The sequence below is a fragment of the Streptomyces sp. NPDC059443 genome (assembly GCF_042750105.1).
In the GTDB taxonomy this organism is placed as follows: Bacteria; Actinomycetota; Actinomycetes; order Streptomycetales; family Streptomycetaceae; genus Streptomyces.
The window spans coordinates 152,935-170,195 of record NZ_JBHYVM010000014.1; the positions used below are offsets into that span (position 1 = coordinate 152,935).

At 68.2% G+C, this 17,261-nt stretch carries 15 protein-coding genes and 1 tRNA gene; 7 read left to right on the forward strand and 9 right to left on the reverse strand.

Annotation, left to right across the window (positions count from 1 at the left end):
- Positions 1 to 316: 316 nt before the first annotated feature.
- The 6 genes from thrB to ACFXDJ_RS16475 all read right to left on the reverse strand — a co-directional run bounded on the left by thrB (position 317) and on the right by ACFXDJ_RS16475 (position 7,127).
- Complete coding sequence (thrB, locus tag ACFXDJ_RS16450) at positions 317 to 1,243, reverse strand: homoserine kinase (protein WP_384656313.1); 927 nt, start codon at positions 1,241 to 1,243, stop codon at positions 317 to 319.
- Positions 1,244 to 1,607: 364 nt separating this feature from the next.
- On the reverse strand, positions 1,608 to 2,678 hold the full coding sequence (thrC, locus tag ACFXDJ_RS16455; protein ID WP_384849300.1) for a threonine synthase: 1,071 nt from the start codon (positions 2,676 to 2,678) through the stop codon (positions 1,608 to 1,610).
- A gap of 6 nt (positions 2,679 to 2,684) precedes the next feature.
- The gene (locus tag ACFXDJ_RS16460; RefSeq protein WP_384656308.1) at positions 2,685 to 3,977 is read right to left on the reverse strand and encodes a homoserine dehydrogenase; all 1,293 of its coding nucleotides are present in this window, start codon (positions 3,975 to 3,977) and stop codon (positions 2,685 to 2,687) included.
- A 125-nt stretch (positions 3,978 to 4,102) separates the two neighbouring features.
- The gene (lysA, locus tag ACFXDJ_RS16465; protein WP_384656305.1) at positions 4,103 to 5,494 is read right to left on the reverse strand and encodes a diaminopimelate decarboxylase; all 1,392 of its coding nucleotides are present in this window, start codon (positions 5,492 to 5,494) and stop codon (positions 4,103 to 4,105) included.
- Positions 5,495 to 5,583: 89 nt separating this feature from the next.
- A complete protein-coding gene (gene nrtL, locus ACFXDJ_RS16470; protein WP_384656303.1) occupies positions 5,584 to 6,549 on the reverse strand; it encodes an ArgS-related anticodon-binding protein NrtL in 966 nt (321 codons plus the stop codon).
- Between the two features lie 107 nt (positions 6,550 to 6,656).
- Positions 6,657 to 7,127: a response regulator gene (locus ACFXDJ_RS16475; protein WP_384656320.1), complete on the reverse strand. Its 471-nt coding sequence runs from the start codon at positions 7,125 to 7,127 to the stop codon at positions 6,657 to 6,659.
- 106 nt (positions 7,128 to 7,233) lie between these two features.
- Here ACFXDJ_RS16475 and ACFXDJ_RS16480 point away from each other — a divergent pair.
- A tRNA-Arg gene (locus ACFXDJ_RS16480) sits at positions 7,234 to 7,305 on the forward strand.
- 158 nt (positions 7,306 to 7,463) lie between these two features.
- Here ACFXDJ_RS16480 and ACFXDJ_RS16485 read toward each other — a convergent pair.
- Positions 7,464 to 8,312, reverse strand: coding sequence for a DUF4231 domain-containing protein (locus tag ACFXDJ_RS16485; RefSeq protein ID WP_384656300.1), 849 nt, complete (start codon positions 8,310 to 8,312; stop codon positions 7,464 to 7,466).
- A gap of 243 nt (positions 8,313 to 8,555) precedes the next feature.
- Here ACFXDJ_RS16485 and ACFXDJ_RS16490 point away from each other — a divergent pair, with 243 nt between their 5' ends.
- The 5 genes from ACFXDJ_RS16490 to ACFXDJ_RS16510 all read left to right on the forward strand — a co-directional run bounded on the left by ACFXDJ_RS16490 (position 8,556) and on the right by ACFXDJ_RS16510 (position 14,202).
- Positions 8,556 to 9,392: a vWA domain-containing protein gene (locus ACFXDJ_RS16490; protein WP_384656298.1), complete on the forward strand. Its 837-nt coding sequence runs from the start codon at positions 8,556 to 8,558 to the stop codon at positions 9,390 to 9,392.
- Entirely contained in the window at positions 9,389 to 10,261 is an 873-nt protein-coding gene (locus tag ACFXDJ_RS16495; RefSeq protein WP_384656295.1) for a hypothetical protein, read from the forward strand. Before ACFXDJ_RS16490 ends, ACFXDJ_RS16495 begins: the two co-directional genes overlap by 4 nt.
- A gap of 334 nt (positions 10,262 to 10,595) precedes the next feature.
- Positions 10,596 to 12,449 carry an AarF/UbiB family protein gene (locus ACFXDJ_RS16500; RefSeq protein WP_384656292.1) on the forward strand — a complete coding sequence of 618 codons (1,854 nt, stop codon included), beginning with the start codon at positions 10,596 to 10,598 and terminating at the stop codon, positions 12,447 to 12,449.
- 240 nt (positions 12,450 to 12,689) lie between these two features.
- Positions 12,690 to 13,673 carry an XdhC family protein gene (locus ACFXDJ_RS16505; RefSeq protein WP_384656289.1) on the forward strand — a complete coding sequence of 328 codons (984 nt, stop codon included), beginning with the start codon at positions 12,690 to 12,692 and terminating at the stop codon, positions 13,671 to 13,673.
- A 124-nt stretch (positions 13,674 to 13,797) separates the two neighbouring features.
- Entirely contained in the window at positions 13,798 to 14,202 is a 405-nt protein-coding gene (locus tag ACFXDJ_RS16510; protein WP_384656286.1) for a DUF6479 family protein, read from the forward strand.
- A gap of 57 nt (positions 14,203 to 14,259) precedes the next feature.
- Here the strand turns inward: ACFXDJ_RS16510 and ACFXDJ_RS16515 are convergent, their stop codons facing one another.
- Together ACFXDJ_RS16515 and ligD are read right to left on the reverse strand one after the other, a co-directional pair.
- Positions 14,260 to 15,168: an ATP-dependent DNA ligase gene (locus ACFXDJ_RS16515; protein WP_384656318.1), complete on the reverse strand. Its 909-nt coding sequence runs from the start codon at positions 15,166 to 15,168 to the stop codon at positions 14,260 to 14,262.
- Entirely contained in the window at positions 15,168 to 16,052 is an 885-nt protein-coding gene (ligD, locus tag ACFXDJ_RS16520) for a non-homologous end-joining DNA ligase (protein ID WP_384656284.1), read from the reverse strand. The genes ACFXDJ_RS16515 and ligD overlap by 1 nt, the downstream gene beginning before the upstream one ends.
- A gap of 31 nt (positions 16,053 to 16,083) precedes the next feature.
- Here ligD and ACFXDJ_RS16525 point away from each other — a divergent pair, with 31 nt between their 5' ends.
- The gene (locus ACFXDJ_RS16525; protein WP_384656281.1) at positions 16,084 to 17,139 is read left to right on the forward strand and encodes a Ku protein; all 1,056 of its coding nucleotides are present in this window, start codon (positions 16,084 to 16,086) and stop codon (positions 17,137 to 17,139) included.
- Positions 17,140 to 17,261: the final 122 nt, after the last annotated feature.

The following is a 17,261-nucleotide window of genomic DNA, read 5'->3' on the forward strand; positions in this document are numbered from 1 at the left end:
CGTGGGTGGTTCCGGCGAGAAGCCCCCGAGCTGAAAGCGTGGGAATGTCACGCCGATTCCGGAGCGTGCTCGAAACTGCTGGCAGCGATCAAAGCAGTCGGGGAGGCTCCCGGAAGAAAGGTGGTCCCTGATAGGGACACTGAGCACCAAGCCATGGCGGCTTCGGATGCGCACTTGAGACTAACACTACCGGATCCAACAGATATTCCCCCTCTCAATCACCGGCAATCGCACCCTTCCGCGCGGGCGGCCTGCCCGGGCCGCCCGCCCTCGGGAACCGGCGGTGGTTTCCCTGTCCCACCGCCCGCGGCAATTCTCAGCCGCCCTGTGTTCCCAGCGGAAGTACGCTCGCGCCCGCGGCGTCGAGGGCGAGCCGGTTGGCGGCCCACCCCTCGCCCGCGAGCTGCGCGACCTTGTCGGCCGCGCCGTTGTCGACCAGCGCGAGGACCGTGGGGCCCGCGCCGGAGATGACCGCGGGGATGCCGTCCGCCCGCAGCCGGGCCACGAGCGCCACGCTCTCGGGCATCGCCGGGGACCGGTACTCCTGGTGGAGTCGGTCCTCGGTGGCCGGCAGCAGGAACTCGGGACGCCTGGTCAGGGCCTCGACGAGCAGGGCCGCGCGGCCCGCGTTGACGGCCGCGTCCACGTGCGGGACGGTGCGCGGCAGCAGGCCGCGCGCGGTCTCCGTCAGGACCGGCTTGGAGGGGACGAAGACCACCGGAACGATGGAATCGGCGGGATCCATGCGGATCGCCTTGGCGCTGCCGCCGTCCATCCACGCGAGGGTGAAACCGCCGAGCAGACAGGCGGCGACGTTGTCGGGGTGGCCCTCGATCTCGGTGGCGAGCTCCAGCAGCGCCGCGTCGTCGAGCTTGGCCTCTCCGCCTATGGTCACGGCGCGGGCGGCGACGATGCCGGCGCAGATCGCGGCGGAGGAGGACCCCAGGCCGCGGCCGTGCGGGATCCGGTTGGCGCAGACGACCTCCAGGCCGCGCGGCTGGCCGCCCAGCAGGTCGAAGGCCGTACGCATGGAACGTACGAGGAGGTGACTCTCGTCCCGCGGAAGGGTGTCGGCACCCTCGCCCGCGATGTCGATGTTGAGGCCGGAATCGGCCACGCGGACGACGACATCGTCGTAGAGCCCCAGGGCCAGGCCCAGGGCGTCGAAGCCCGGGCCGAGATTGGCACTGCTGGCGGGGACGCGCACCCGTACGGCGGCGGCGCGGAACGCTGGACCGGCCATCGTCCGATGACACTCCTTGTGACTGTGCGAGACGAGATGTTCGCTGGCTCGCTTGCTCGCTGTGAATGTACTGGAGAACGTACGACACCCGAAGGCCCTGTGGGCAGCACCGCGGACATATGCGCGGCGGCGGATGTAAGTACAGCCTATCGAAGGAAGGTTCTCATCCGACATAGGGCGCACGGCGGGCGCACGACGCGTGTCGCGGGGGCCCGTCGGCAGAACCGCCGACGGCACCGGGTTCCTGCGGGGTTATCGGTGCCGTACGGCCCGAGTTGCCGGATTCCTCAGCCTTCGAAAGACTTCCGGAATCCGGCAACTCCGATACCCGGCCACTGCCGGATGTCAGGGCCCGGGTACGGGCTCAGACGAGTCCGAGGCGCACGGCGGCGGCCTCGGCGTCGACCGGGATGGTGATCGGCTGCGGAGCGCCGGCGACCGCCCAGTCGGGGTCCTTCAGGCCGTTGCCGGTGACCGTGCAGACGATCTTCTGGCCGGGGTCGACCAGTCCGAGCTCGGCGGCCTTGAGCAGGCCGGCGACCGAAGCGGCCGAGGCGGGCTCGACGAAGACGCCCTCCTGCGCGGCCAACAGGCGGTAGGCCGCCAGGATCTGGCGGTCCGTCACCTCGTCGATGAAGCCGCCCGACTCGTCCCGGGCCTGGAGGGCGTAGTCCCAGGAGGCCGGGTTGCCGATCCGGATCGCGGTGGCGATGGTGTGCGGCTCCTTGACGATCTCGCCGCGCACGATGGGCGCGGAACCGGAAGCCTGGAAACCCCACACGCGGGGCGTACGGGAGGCCAGGCCGTCGGCCTTGTACTCCTTGAAGCCCTTCCAGTACGCGGTGATGTTGCCGGCGTTGCCGACGGGCAGCACGTGGATGTCGGGGGCGTCGCCGAGCGCGTCCACGATCTCGAACGCGGCCGTCTTCTGGCCCTCGATGCGTACCGGGTTGACCGAATTGACCAGCGCCACCGGGTAGTTGTCGGACAGCGCGCGGGCGAGGTCGAGGCAGTCGTCGAAGTTGCCGTCCACCTGAAGGATCTTCGCGCCGTGGATCAGGGCCTGACCCATCTTGCCCAGCGCGATCTTGCCGCGGGGCACGAGGACGGCGGAGACCATCCCGGCGCGCACCGCGTAAGCGGCCGCGGAGGCCGAGGTGTTGCCCGTGGACGCGCAGATGACGGCCTTGGCGCCGTCCTCCTTGGCCTTGGTGATCGCCATGGTCATGCCGCGGTCCTTGAAGGACCCCGTGGGGTTCGCGCCCTCGACCTTGAGGTGTACCTCGCAGCCGGTGCGCTCGGAGAGCACCTGCGCGGGGACGAGGGGAGTGCCGCCCTCGCGGAGCGTGACCACGGGAGTCGCGTCCGTCACCGGCAGGCGGTCCCGGTACTCCTCGATGATGCCGCGCCACTGGTGGGTGCGATTGCTGGTCATGGGTCCTTACTCCCCTTCAACACGCATGATGCTGGCCACACCGCGGACGGTGTCCAGCTTCCGCAGCGCCTCGACGGTCCCGGTGAGGGCGGCGTCGGGTGCACGGTGAGTGACGACGACGAGGGAGGCCTCGCCGTCCTTGCCCTGCTGCCGGACGGTGTCGATGGAGACACCGTGCTCCGCGAAGCAGGTCGCCACCTGGGCGAGGACGCCCGGCTTGTCCGCCACATCGAGGCTGATGTGGTAGCGGGTGACGACGTCCCCCATGGGGCTGACCGGCAGCTGGGTGTACGCGGACTCGCCCGGCCCCGTTGCCTGGGCGAGCTTGTTGCGGCAGACGGCGACCAGGTCGCCGAGGACCGCCGACGCGGTCGGCGAACCGCCCGCGCCGGGCCCGTAGAACATGAGCCGCCCGGCGGCCTCCGCCTCGACGAAGACGGCGTTGTACGCCTCGCGCACGGAGGCGAGCGGGTGGGTCAGCGGGATCATCGCGGGGTGGACGCGCGCGGTGACGGATTCCCCGTCGGCGGCGCGCTCCAGGATGGCCAGCAGCTTGATCGTGCAGCCCATCCGCTTCGCGGAGGCGAAATCGGCGGCGCTGACCTCGGTCATGCCCTCGCGGTAGACGTCGTCGAGGCGGACCCGGGTGTGGAAGGCGATGCCGGCCAGGATCGCGGCCTTGGCGGCGGCGTCGTAGCCCTCCACGTCGGCGGTCGGGTCGGCCTCCGCGTACCCGAGGGCGGTGGCCTCGTCGAGCGCCTCCTGATAGCCCGCGCCGGTGGAGTCCATCTTGTCGAGGATGAAGTTCGTCGTGCCGTTGACGATGCCCATCACGCGGTTGATCTTGTCGCCCGCGAGGGACTCGCGCATCGGGCGGACCAGCGGGATGGCGCCGGCGACGGCGGCCTCGTAGTACAGGTCCAGCCCGTGCTGCTCGGCCGCGGCGTGCAGAGCGGCGCCGTCCTGGGCGAGCAGCGCCTTGTTCGCCGAGACCACGGAGATGCCGTGCTCGAAGGCGGTGGTGATCAGGGTGCGGGCCGGCTCGATCCCGCCGATGACCTCGATGGCCACGTCGATGTCCCCGCGTTTGAGCAGCGCGGTCGCATCGGTGGTGATGAGGGCCGGGTCGATGCCCTCGCGCACCTTGGAGGGGCGGCGCACGGCCACGCCGGCGATCTCGACGGGCGCGCCGATCCTGGCCGTCAGATCGTCGGCGTGCGTCGTCATGATGCGAGCCACCTCTGAGCCGACCACTCCACAGCCCAGCAGCGCCACCTTCAGCGGACGCGTACGCATCATTCGACCTACGCCTTTCGATCTTCACATCAGTACCTGGGGAACGGTTTGCGCCCCGGGTGTGAACCAGTCTCACTCAATGGACAGCAGTTTCCACCCTCGGTCCATTGAGTGAGACACCTATTTCATTATCCGAGGTCGAGGCGCAGGAGATCTTCCTCCGTCTCGCGCCGGACGATGACGCGGGCCTGCCCGTCGCGCACCGCGACCACCGGCGGGCGCAGCGCGTGGTTGTAGTTGCTGGCCATGGAACGGCAGTACGCGCCGGTCGCCGGCACCGCCAGGAGGTCCCCCGGGGCCAGGTCAGCGGGCAGGAAGGCGTCCTTCACCACGATGTCACCGCTCTCGCAGTGCTTGCCGACGACGCGGACGAGCATGGGCTCGGCGTCGGAGGTGCGGGAGACCAGGGTGACCGCGTACTCGGCGTCGTAGAGGGCCGTACGGATGTTGTCGGACATACCGCCGTCCACGGAGACGTACGTGCGCAGTCCCTCCAGCGGCTTGATCGTGCCGACCTCGTAGAGGGTGAAGGCGGTCGGCCCGACGATGGCCCGTCCGGGTTCGACGGAGATCCGCGGCGCGCTCAGCCCGGCGGTCTCGCACTCGCGGGCGACGATCTCGTGCAGGGCCTTGGCGATCTCGTGGGGCTCGCGGGGGTCGTCGGAGGAGGTGTAGGCGATGCCGAGCCCGCCGCCGAGGTCGATCTCGGGCAGCTCGACCCCGTGCTCGTCGCGCACGGCGGCCAGCAGCCGCACCACGCGCTTGGCGGAGACCTCGAAGCCGGCCATGTCGAAGATCTGCGAGCCGATGTGGGAGTGGACGCCGAGCAGCTCCAGGCTGTCGTGTCCCAGGACGCGCCGTACGGCCTCGGCGGCGGACCCGTCGGCGACGGCGATCCCGAACTTCTGGTCCTCGTGCGCGGTGGCGATGAACTCGTGCGTGTGCGCCTCGACGCCCACGGTCACCCGGATCTGCACGGGCTGGCGCACGCCGAGCTCGCGGGCGATGTGCGCGACGCGGGCGATCTCCTGGAAGGAGTCGAGCACGATCCGCCCGACACCGGCTTCGACGGCGCGGGTGATCTCGGCGGCCGACTTGTTGTTCCCGTGGAAGGCGATCTGCCGGGCGGGCATCCCGGCGGCGAGCGCGGTGGCGAGCTCCCCGCCGGAGCACACGTCCACGTTGAGCCCTTCCTCCCTGAGCCACTTCACGACGGCCTTGGAGAGGAAAGCCTTCCCGGCGTAGAAGACGTCGGCGCCCGGCCCGAAGGCGTGCGCCCAGGCCCGGCACCTGGCCCGGAAGTCCTCCTCGTCCATGAAGTAGGCGGGCGTCCCGAACTCCTCGGCCAGCTTGGTGACTTCGATCCCGCCGACGGTCACGACGCCCTCGTCGTTGCGCCGCACGGTCCGGGCCCAGACCTTCTCGTCCAGCGCGTTGAGGTCGGCGGGCGGCGGGGAGTAGTGCCCCTCGGGCAGGACGTCGGCGTGGCGGGGGCCGGCGGGGTGCGCGGAACGGCTCATCGAATTCTCTCTTCGCAAATCATCCGGAAATCACCCGGAACGCGGTCGAATCACATCGGATCACACGCACGTCACAGGCATCACAGGCATCACAGGTGGTCGGGTGCGTCTATACCGAGCAGGGCCAGGCCGCCGGCCAGCACCGTCCCGGCGGCTTCGGCAAGGGCCAGCCGGGCGCGGTGGGCGGCCGAGGGTTTCTCGTCCCCCTTGGGCAGGACGCGGTACTGGAAGTCGAGCAGGGCGTCGGCGAGCACGACGAGATGCCGCACGAGCCGCTCGGGCGCCCGGTGGTGCGCGGCGGCTTCGAGTACGAGGGGATAGTCGACGAGGGCGGCGAGCAGCGGACCGGCACCCTCGACCTCACCGGGCTCACCGGGATCCGCAGAGAACCCCAGCTGCTCGGCATTACGGGTCAGCGCGCGGGCCCGTGCGTGGGCGTACCGCACCCGGAAGAACTCACTGGACTCGTCCTGCACCAACAGCCACGCCGGAAACACGGGAGTCTCATGTCCGGGCACGCAGAGCATCGCCCAGACGGCGGCATCGCGTCCGTAAACGCCGACGACATCCCCGTCCCTCTTGGCGACGGGGGCGACGGGGGCGACGGGGGCGAGCTCGACGCCCGTCCGGCCGCCCTGGCCCTCCTGACTACGGGTGATCCGCAGGACGGCGTCGCGTACGAAGCGCTCGCGCGGCTCCCCGTCGGGGGCGAACCCGTACCGCACGCCGCGCGCACGGATGCCCCGTACGAGCTCTCCCACCGGACTCGCCGCCAGCACGAAATTCAGGAACCCGGCGCCGGTGATCTCCACACGCTCGACCCCGGGAAGGACCGCCAGCCGTGGGGCCAGCACCCCGGCCACTCCGCGGGGCGCGACTCCGGCACCCTTCGCGACCCCGAACGCGACGGGGGAGGCGTAGTCCCCCACTCCCCCGGGCCGCGTCCGCTCGACGACGACCCGCTCGGGTACGACCACACCCGCGGGCAGCTCCCCGTCCTCGACGGCGCAGCGCACGGCGCGCACGACGGCACGGGAGAGGTCAGCGGGGGTCACGTGACCAGCCTAGGGGAGAAGCCCCCACGTCACGCGAACGGTTTCGCCATGTGAACAGAGGGGTCGCCACCCGAGGCAACGATCCCCTCCGGGTCACCCCGTCCGGGTCAGCCCCTCCCCCTCCCGGCGGGAGTGCCTTTCCGCTCCCTCCGGTCGCGGCGCTCGATGAGCCGCCGCACGACCCGTACCAGCTCGGCGGGCTCGAAGGGCTTGGCGAGGAACGCGTCCACCCCGGCGGCGATGCCGGCCTCCACCTCGTACTGCGTGCAGGCGCTCACGATCGCCACGGGCAGGTGCCGCGTCCGCGGATCGGCCCGCAACTGCGCGGCCGCCCCGAACCCGTCGAGCCGCGGCATGACCACATCAAGAGTGATCACATCGGGCCGCACGTCGTGCACGACATCCAGACACTCGGCACCATCGTTCGCGGTCACGACCTCGAAGCCCTCCAGCTCGAGATTGACCTTGATCAGTTGCCGGATGACCTTGTTGTCGTCGACAACAAGCACCCGGCCCGAGGTGCCTGACACAACTCGAGAGTAGGTCGGCCCGGGCCCCCGCGTCCGGGTTTTTGCCACTTCCACCCCCTCCGGGCGACCCACTCCCCCCTCCCCCTCAATCCGTTCCTGATCACCGTCCGGAAGCTGGTAGTGTTCAACCCGTCGCAGCAACACCAGCGACAGCGCCCCCGTAGCTCAGGGGATAGAGCAACGGCCTCCGGAGCCGTGTGCGCAGGTTCGAATCCTGCCGGGGGCACTTCGCAGGAAGTGCCCAAGACCCCGCCATCAGCGAGTCCGCTGAGACGGGGTCTTCGCGTTTGTGCGTTCAGATGCACCTGAGGGCACCCGCGTGACGTGCGTGGGGCCCATGTGTGTCCGCGTCGGTGATCGCCTTCGGGCGCCGACCTCGGTTCGTCAGGCGTGTCCTCCGGGCGAAGAACCGCTCCACTCGGCGGATCCGGCCACTTGATTCTCAACGGGCTGGTCCAACTGCTGCTGACGACGGCGCTGCTCGTTGCGGAAGAACTCCACTCGTTCCACCAGACGTGCGAGTGCCTCGCTCCGGTTCAGATTGGAGTAGTCGGCGATCCCCAGGGTCATCGCGTTGACCTCTTGCTCGATGAGGTCAGCGGTCTGCTGCAAGTAGAAGCTGCGTTCACGAAACTTGAAGTACCCCATGAACCCGGCAGAAAGCCCGACGACCAGGCTGAGACCCACCGTGATCCAGCGGTCGGCAGGAATCGCTCCCTGCAGGGCCGCCACCGTAGTGGTGCACAACGACCCGACGATGATCGCCGACTGAAGCCGGTTGTGGACCTTGCGGTACTTCTCGCTGTCTCCCTGGTACTGGGTAATCAGTGAAGAGATATCCGCCTTGTAGAGGCTCTGACTGATCTGGCTGGCAACACTGTTGCCGGCTTCAGTCCATCGAAGATCGTCTCGGATCCTCTCCAGGACCGCTTCCGCTTCTGCAAGGGACGGGAGGGAGTTGCTTCTACCCCAGCGCCGGATGAAGAGGGCGGCTGCCCCAAAGGCCAGCACGAGGACTCCGCAGACAAGGTCGACCCTCTCAACGACCGTGTTCCCCCAGGCACTTGCGGATGCCAGACCCGCGACGAGGAGAGCGAACCCGACGATCGACGCACAGAACCGAATGCTCCTGTCGACCCGCCGGCGGGCCAGCAACTGCGCTTCTGCTTCGCCCGCTTGGCGCTTGAGAGATCTGGCCAGCCGTCGGCCCGCCCCGTCATCTTCCTGCGACATGCCCCTCCTTAGATGCCACGGAGCACTCTGCCCGCTTTGGCCGGAACGAGGAAGTCCGGCACGACGACTCCCCTCTTCAGGGCGATGGATGAGGCCTCCTGCAGCATGCCCCCGAGTGAAAGTCAGGAGGTACCGCCCCCGGCCGCCACCGAGTTCATTAGAATCGCAGCTCCTGTCGGGGGGTCAGGTGCGCCTTCAGGACATGACCTTGAGCCGACCTGTTCACGAGTCGAGGAGTCCGACGTGGCATATACAGCAGAAATCAGTCGTAGCAACCCGTCATGCATCATCTTCCTCGTGGACCAATCCGGATCCATGTCGAATCCCATCGGGGGAGAGATGCGTCAGCCCAAGGCCGAGGTCGTCGCTGATGCCATCAACCGGCTGCTCTTTGAACTGACCATCAAATGCGCCAAGGAAACGGGGGTCCGCGACTATTTCCAGGTCGCAGTGATCGGCTATGGGCACACCGTGGGCTCTGCGTTCAGCGGCGATCTCGCCGAGCGGGATGTCATCCCGCTGTCCCACATCGCGGACAATCCGGCACGTGTGGACCAGCGAACCAAGAAGGTCCCTGACGGCGCGGGTGGACTGGTGGAAACCGCAGTCAGCTTTCCAGTATGGCTGGAGCCTTCCGCCAAAGGCGGCACTCCCATGAACCGTGCGTTGCAATACGTCGATAACCTGGTCGCCAAATGGGTGACAGACTACCCGGGAAGCTTCCCTCCGATCGTCCTCAACCTGACCGACGGGGAATCGACCGACGGGGACCCGACTGTCTCCGGGGCCTCAATCTGCACCCACACCACCGCGGACGGCAACGCCCTGTTGTTCAACCTCCACGTATCTGGCGCCGGAAGCCATCCTGCAACGTTCCCCAATTCTGACAGCAACCTTCCCGATTCCTATTCGCGTCTCCTCTTCGCCATGTCAAGCATTCTGCCTAGCCATATGCGATCCTACGCCGCATCGCTTGGGCATCGCGTCGGCGAGGACACCCGGGGATTCGTCTACAACGCCGACATCAGCTCTGTAATTCAGTTCCTCGACATCGGCACCCGTTCCACCGACCTCCGGTGATCCCCCTGTCAGTCATCATTTCGGCTTTGATGATCCCTAAAGAGGGAAATAGCCAAGCCGAGTGCGAGGACGCATATTGCGTCGTCAAGGGAGCGAACGCCACAGGGGGTCAGGAATCGGGACCGATCGTTGCAGCGATATCCGATGGCGCGTCCGAGAGCATGTTGGCGAGCGTGTGGTCCGGCATGATTTCTTGGCATGCGGCCCACAGCGCCTACTACGCCCCGCGGGCTCTCTCTGGGCGAGGTGACGACTACGCCCATCTCGTCGATCACCTCTTGGAGCGTTGGGACTCGTGGGTTGTCGACTATTCCCGACGCCGCTCCCGCAGCACACGTCCTTTGCAGTGGTACGACGAGGTCAAGCTGGCATCCGGATCTTTCGCCACGCTATTGGCGGTTCGCCTCGACCTTTTGGGAACGGCAGAGACAGTCGAAACTCAGGAGATGGTCGATCCCGGGCTCTGGGAGGCGGCTGCGCTGGGCGACTCATGCCTTTTCCAGATCCGAGAGAACGAGATCGTCACACGTTTTCCAGTCGAATCGTCCACCGATTTCGGCCTCACCCCGGATCTCCTGGCGAGCCGCAACAGCAGCACCGGACAGATTTCCGAGCACACGCGCTTCATGCAGGGTACCGTCCGTCGCGGAGATGACCTCTTCCTGATGACCGACGCATTGGCTGCATGGTTTCTCGCTCTATCCGAAAGCGGGACTCCAGATGAATTCAACGAAGGCCTGCGGCAGCTCAGGATTTTCAGCCGCGCTGCCGACATAATCGAGTTTCAAGCCTGGATCTCATCCCTAGTCGCAGACGGAAACCTACGCAACGACGACGTTACGTTCATACACATCGACATCCGGGGGTGACGAGGACATGGACGCCCCCTCCGAAGCACTGTCGGACGCTACGAAAACCTGTGTGTTTCCAAGTGGGATGCAGTACACGACAGCACTTCAGGACACCCATCTATGCTTTCGAGACCCTGATCTCAGGGGCGCCACTCCAGCGCTGAACGCCATCGGAATGCCGAAGCCCATATCCGGCAGTTCCGCCACAGTATTTTCCCTCACGGATCGCAGTGGCCGCTGCTTCGCCATCAAGTGTTTCACGAGACACGTCAGCGATCACGCCGACCGGTACCGAGAAATCAGCGAGCACCTCGCAGGCGTTCCTTCCGGGTCTCTCTCTCAGCCTTGGAAAATGGCCTTCAACTACTTGCCGGAAGGGATTCTCGTCGAAGGCCGGTGGTACCCCTTGCTGAAAATGGAATGGATCGAAGGGGTCCACCTCACACGTTGGCTAGAATCTCACCACCAGAACCAGCGAGCCATCACCGACCTGGCGAAGATGTTTGTAGCACTCATCGAGGATCTCGATGATGCTGGAATATCACATGGCGACCTCCAGCACGGAAATCTGCTGGTAGCACCCGATAACACCCTGAGACTAGTCGATTACGACGGCCTGTACGTTCCCGCGCTCGCCGGCCTTCAAAGCATCGAAACGGGGCACCGAAATTATCAATCGCCGCTCCGCAGCGCCGACGACTTCGGCCCCACCGTGGATCGATTCTCAGCCTGGGTGATCTATACATCTCTCATGTCACTGGCCGCGGATCCAACACTGTGGACGCAGTTGCACGACCCGCACAGCGAGTATCTGATCCTGGCCGAGGACGACTTTGTGGACCCCGCCAGCTCGGCGCATTTTCCCGCCCTGCTGCATCATGCCGACCCTGCGGTCAGGAGTCTCGCCGGTCGCTTGAGGGATCTGACCAAGAAATCATTGGACGAGCTACCGGACTTGATTTCCACGATCAACCCCGTCGTACAACAGGTCGCACTGCCCGACACACCCGAAGAGGCCTCCACCAAGGTCGAGCCGGGCAGGCCGAAATGGCTCGAGAGTCACCTTTCAAACGACATCGTCAAGCAAAGCTATACGTATCCGAGTGGCGGGCCAGCGTTTCGTGGCAGGCGTGTACGCGAAACTGCCTTGGGATGGCTCGGGCTTCTGAGCTTCCTCATCCCTTCGATCCTCTGGGGACTCGGAATTCTTGGATTCAGCCTTTCAGTGGCCGCCGCCGCAGTCGGGGGATCACTCTTCCTAGGATTTTCGGTTCGCAGCCGATCAATTCGCAGCGAGGTACAGGGACTACACAACGAACAGCAGAGCCTGAAACAACTCTTGGCGCTGGCAAGAGAAGCCTCGACCAAATACGCGGAACTTTCACAAGAGCGGGCGCTCCGGGCCGCCGAGGAGAAAAAGCGCGCCAATGATATTTCCGATCAGCATCGGGAACTGACTCGCCGCCTTCATCAAGCGTACGCGCGCATTGAATCCGAAAGGATCGCCGAGGCGGACCGACTCGCCCAAGAGGTGCTAGATCTGGCCATCGAACAAAACAAATCCGTCTCGGAAATACTCCGCCCCCTCCAACAACCCTGGGTCGATCGACAGTTGCCGCTTTACCCGATCACAAAGGCCCGTCTCTCCGCCCTCACCAAGAGTGATGTTGCCAGGCTTGCAAGTGTCGGCATTCACACTGCCGCGGACTTCACCACCGTGGAGATCGTCAAGAGCGGATCCGCCGCACTGCTCGTCCTCCCCGACGGCCGGACCCTCAAAGTCACCGGTGTGGGACCGCAGAAGGCGAGAATCCTCATGGGTTGGCGCCGTAGCTGCGAAGCGGCGGCGACGAAGTCATGTCCAGTATCCCTACGACCGGAGCAGCTGGCGGAGATCAAAGATCTTTTCGATCCTCTGAAGAGGGACATCGAAGCACGCAAGCAGAGACTCGAACTCGACGTTGAGAGCAAGCGAGAAGACGCCAGGCGCAAACTCGCCGTAGAACGCGAACGCCTGACCGAGCATCACCAGTCCGCTTTGGACACATCGCACGCCCGGCGCCTTGACCATGAACGCGAGCAGGCCGAACTCAGAACATTGGCAGGCGAGTTGCACCACCTTCAGCAATCACAGGAAAGACTCCTGCGGTACGCGCGCAACCTTTCGACCTCCCGCTACCTGCGGTTCCTTTACTTCGGGAAGTGAAGGAACCGGCCCCTGATGAGCCGCCCCGCCCCAGGACACCGTCCCGCCGGCCGGATCCGCGGCTCGGTCGAGGTGCGTGGCCTCGTTCCGGTGGTCCGTACGAAGGATGTGCGGGTGGGTCTGTGGGTTTTGAGGGGTGGGGGTGGGGGGTTCGCATGCGTAGGTTGGAATTGAGGCCACTCTGTGTCGCTGACCTGGTGCTTTGTGGCGTGCTCTGACGATGGAGATGGGGCGGCGCGGATGCGTGACTTGGTGGAGACGGCGCGGCGGTGGGTGGCCGAGGGGCGGGCCGGGTTCTTGGCCCGGCCCGTGACCGAGCAGGGGTTCGGGCCACGGGATCCGGCCGGGGCGGTGCTCGTGGATGCGCGTGGGGAGTGCGTCGGGGCCCTGTACCGGGGGGTGTTCGACGCCGAGCTGGCCGCGGAGGCCGCGGCCATGGGCCCCGGGGAGACCGCGCGGGTGTGCGAGGTTTCCGTCGGGATCGGCGAGGCCGTGGAGGCGAAGCTGACGTGTGGCGGGCAGGCCGAGGTGCTGCTGCAGCCGCTGAGCGCGATTCCCGCCGACTGGTGGGAGCTGCTGGGGCAGGGGGTCGGGGTCGCGCTCGTGACCCAGCTGAGCGAGCGGGCGGACCGGGGCGTCAGCGTGGTGGTACGGGGGGCGGACACGCCCTCCACCGACGCCGAGCGGCGGGCCGGGGAGCTGCTGCGGAGCCGGCGGCCTGGGCGGGACGCGCTGTACGGGGGCTCCGGGCTGGTGCTCGTGGAGGCGTACCCGTCGGCCCCGTACGTGGTCATCGGCGGGGCCGGGGAGCTGGCCGAGGTCATCGAGGCACAGGCCCGGCTGCTCGGGTGGGACGTGAGCACCGTCGTTTCCGCCGGGGAGGCGGAGAAGCTGCTGGAGGCTCGGCGGGACGCCGCCTGTCTCGCCATGCTCAGCCATGACCCGGACTTCGACGTGCCCACGCTGCGCACCGCGCTCGCGCTCGGGATTCCGTACGTCGGCGCGCTCGGTTCCCGCAAGACGACCGCCCGGCGCAACGAGGGGCTCCTCGCGGCCGGAGTGAGCGAGGCGCGGCTGCGGACGGTGCACGGGCCGATCGGCCTGGATCTGGGCGGTCAGACCCCGGCGGAGACGGCGCTGGCCATCTGCGCCGAGATCCTGGCGGTGCTCGGGGGCCGGGAGGTCCGCGGAGTGCGCGACGCGGACGGACCGCTCAAGGGCTAGCCGGGCGGGCCGTTCCCCGCCCTTCCCTGCCGTTTCCCACCGTTTCCCACCATTCCCCGCCGTTTCCCGACCGGCCGAGACGGTGATCGGGTAGAAACGGGGGGTATGCGGGAAAATAGGATGTATGGACACGACTCTGACCTTCCTCGCGTTGGACAGAACACTGACCAACATCGCGTGGTTCCTCGTCGTCGGGATCGCCGTGGTCGGCGTTCTCCTCGGCGGCTTCAAGCTCGGCCAGCGGGTCCGGGCCAATGAACCCCCGCCGCCCACTCCCGAGAGCCAGCCCCACCTGCCGAACGGCGGCGCGGTCTACGAGGTGCGCGAGGAGCGGGACCCCGTGGAGATCCCCGAGGGCGGCCTGCGCCCGCACGAGATGCAGGGCTACGGGAACTTCGGCTCCACCACCTCAAGCCATCCGGAGGAGGTCAGGTCCCAACGGGAGTCCGGCTACAAGCGCGTCGAGGGGCCGGGCCCGCACCCGCAGCCCGGAGCACCGCCCGACTCGGGACGGGGTGCGCACGCCTGACCCCGCGACCACCCCGCGACCACCGGCCCGAACGGCCTGTGACCCGCCCGCCGCGGGTCACAGGTCCGTCCGCAGTCGCAGCACCTCCGGCGGCGGGTGACGGGTCGAGGTGTGGCGGACTTCGGCCGTCAACGGCGGGTCCAGCGGGCGGAAGGGGACCTCACCGAACCCGATGGCCGTGACCGTGGCTCCCCCGGCCGAGCCCTCGGCCCCGGACGCGACCGCCCCGGCCCGGGCGGTCACCGCAGCCGCCACCTCGGCCCGTAGCGCCGCCGTCAGCGGGCTCGACACCAGCGGGGCCCCCTCCCCGACCGGCAGGACCAGGACCAGGGCGAGGGGGCGGCGCGCGGTGCCCGTGTACCCGATGACCGCCGCGTCGCGGACGTCGGTGTGGCGGAGCTTCTGCCAGTCGCGCCGGCCCGCCGGGTAGGCCTGGTCCATCCGCTTGACGACCAGGCCCTCGATGCCGCTGGCGGGCAGGGTCTCGTACCAGGTCGCCGCCAGCTCCGGGTCGGTGGTCATCGGCACCGGCTGGAGCGGTGGCCCCAGCGGCAGCAGCAGGTCGACGAGGAGCGCGCGCCTGCGTTCGTACGGCCGGGCGCGCAGGTCCAGCCCGGCGAGTTCCAGGACGTCGAAGGCCGCGTACGAGGCCGGCAGGGTGTGCGCCAGTACGGCGGCACGCGCGGCCGAGGCGGCCGCCGCGCGGCGCTGCACGAGTGCGAAGTCGGTGCGGCCGGCGTGCCAGACCACCACCTCCCCGTCGAGCACGGTCCCGGCGGGCAACTGCCGGGCCGCGGCGGCGAGATCGGGGAAGGCGTCGGTGACGATGCGGCCGGAGCGGGCCTGGAGGGACACCCCCTCCAGGGTGCGCAGGACGACGAGGCGGTGGCCGTCGAACTTCGGCTCGTAGGCGAGCCCCGGCCCGCGCGGCAGGCTCCGTACGGCGGCGGCGAGCGCGACGGTGATCACGGGAGCCGCCCGGCCAGTCCGGGGTCGAGCAGGGGCCCGAAGAGATCGCCGTCGCGGGCCAGCCGGGGCGGAATGTCGTCGGCGAGGAACAGCAGGTCGGAGGCAGTCCGGCAGGCCTCCACCTCGGCCCACGCGAGCGGGGCGGAGACGGTGGGCAGGGCGCGGGCGCGCAGGGTGTACGGGGCCGCCGTCGTCTTGGCCGCGGCGTTCTGGCTGTGGTCGACGAAGACCTTCCCGGCGCGCAGCGCCTTGGTCATCCGGTGCACCACGAGGTCGGGGAGCGCGCGCTCGGCCTCCTGGGCGAGGGTCTTCGCGTACGCCGACACGTGCTCGGAAGGGGTCGGCTCCAGCGGGACCGCCAGGTGGAGGCCCTTGGACCCGGAGGTCTTGGCGCAGGCGTGCAGCCCGTCGGCGGCGAGGCGGTCGCGCAGCCAGAGGGCGGCCGCGCAGCACTCGACGACGGTGGCGGGCGGGCCGGGGTCGAGGTCGAGGATCAGGCGGTCGGCGAGGGCGGGGGCGCCGGCCGGCCACTGGGGCGTGTGGAACTCGACGACGAGGTTGGCCGCCCACATGAGGGTGGCCATGTCGGCGACGACCACCTGTTCGGCCCGCAGGTCTTCGGAGCGGGGAACCGGGGTGGTTTTCACCCAGGCGGGGGTACCGGGCGGCGGGTTCTTCGTGAAGAAGAGCTGGCCGTCCGGGCCGTCGGGATAGCGCAGGAACGACACCGGCCGGTCGTGGACGTGGGCCAGCAGCGAGGGCGCGACGGTGGCGTAGTAGTGCAGCACCTCGCCCTTGGTGAAGCCGGTCCCGGGGTACAGGACCTTGTCGAGATTGCTGAGCGCGATGCGACGCCCCTCCACCATCGTGATCGGCGTCATACGATGAGACTGCCACGAAACAGGAGGAACCGTGCGATCCATATGGAACGGGGCGATCTCCTTCGGCTTGGTCAGCATTCCGATCAAGCTCGTGAACGCCACCGAGAGTCACTCGATCTCCTTCCGCCAGATCCACCTCGGCGACGGCGGACGCGTCCGCTACCGCAAGGTGTGCGAGCTGGACGGGGAGGAGGTGCCGACCGCCGAGATCGGCAAGGGGTACGAGGAAGCCGACGGATCCGTCATCCCCATCACGGACGAGGACCTGGCGCAGCTGCCGATCGCGACGGCGAGGACGATCGAAATCGTCTCGTTCGTGCCGGCCGATGAGATCGATCCGTTGCAGATGGACGCGGCGTACTACCTCGCGGCGAACGGGGCGACGGCGTCCAAGCCGTACACCCTGCTGCGGGAGGCGCTGAAGCGGAGCCGGAAGGTGGCCATCGCGAAGTACGCGCTGCGGGGGCGGGAACGGCTGGGCATGCTGCGGGTGGTCGGCGACGTGATCGCGATGCACGGTCTGCTGTGGCCGGACGAGATCCGGGTACCGGAGGGTGTCGCGCCGGAGGGGAAGATATCGGTACGGGAGGCCGAACTGGACCTGGCGGACGCGCTGATGGCGACGTTGGGGGAGGTGGAGATGGCTTCGCTGCGCGACGACTACCGCGAAGCGGTGGAGGCGATGATCGCGGCGAAGGCGGGTGGTTCCGGTGGCGGCACGGTGGCCGCGGCGGCTGCCGAGCCGACCGGGGGTCAAGTCATCGACCTGATGGCGGCGTTGGAGAACAGCGTGCGGGCGGCGAAGGCGTCTCGGGCCGGGGGTACGGGGCCCGGCCGGGCGGAGGAGGTCGCGGAGGTGACCCCTCTCCGTCGAAAGCGGGGGCCTGCGGCCGGGGGTACGGGGGCGGGGGCTGCGGCTCCGGCTGCGGCTCCGGCTGCGCCGAAGGCTGCCGGCGGGAAGAAGTCGACGGCGTCGGCGGCTGCCGCGAAGAAGAAGCCGGCGGCGGCGAAGAAGACCACTTCGGCGGGTGCGGCTACCGCTACCGCGAAGAAGGCAACGCCCCCGCGCAAGCGGTCCTCCGCGTGAGCCCGGGCCCTGCGGGGCCTGTCCCCGACCCGCCCTTCCACCGTTCCCCGGGCGCTGCCCGGACCCGGTCCTCAAACTCCCCCAGCTACCGCTGGGAGGTGCCCCCGGGACGGGCTGAAGGC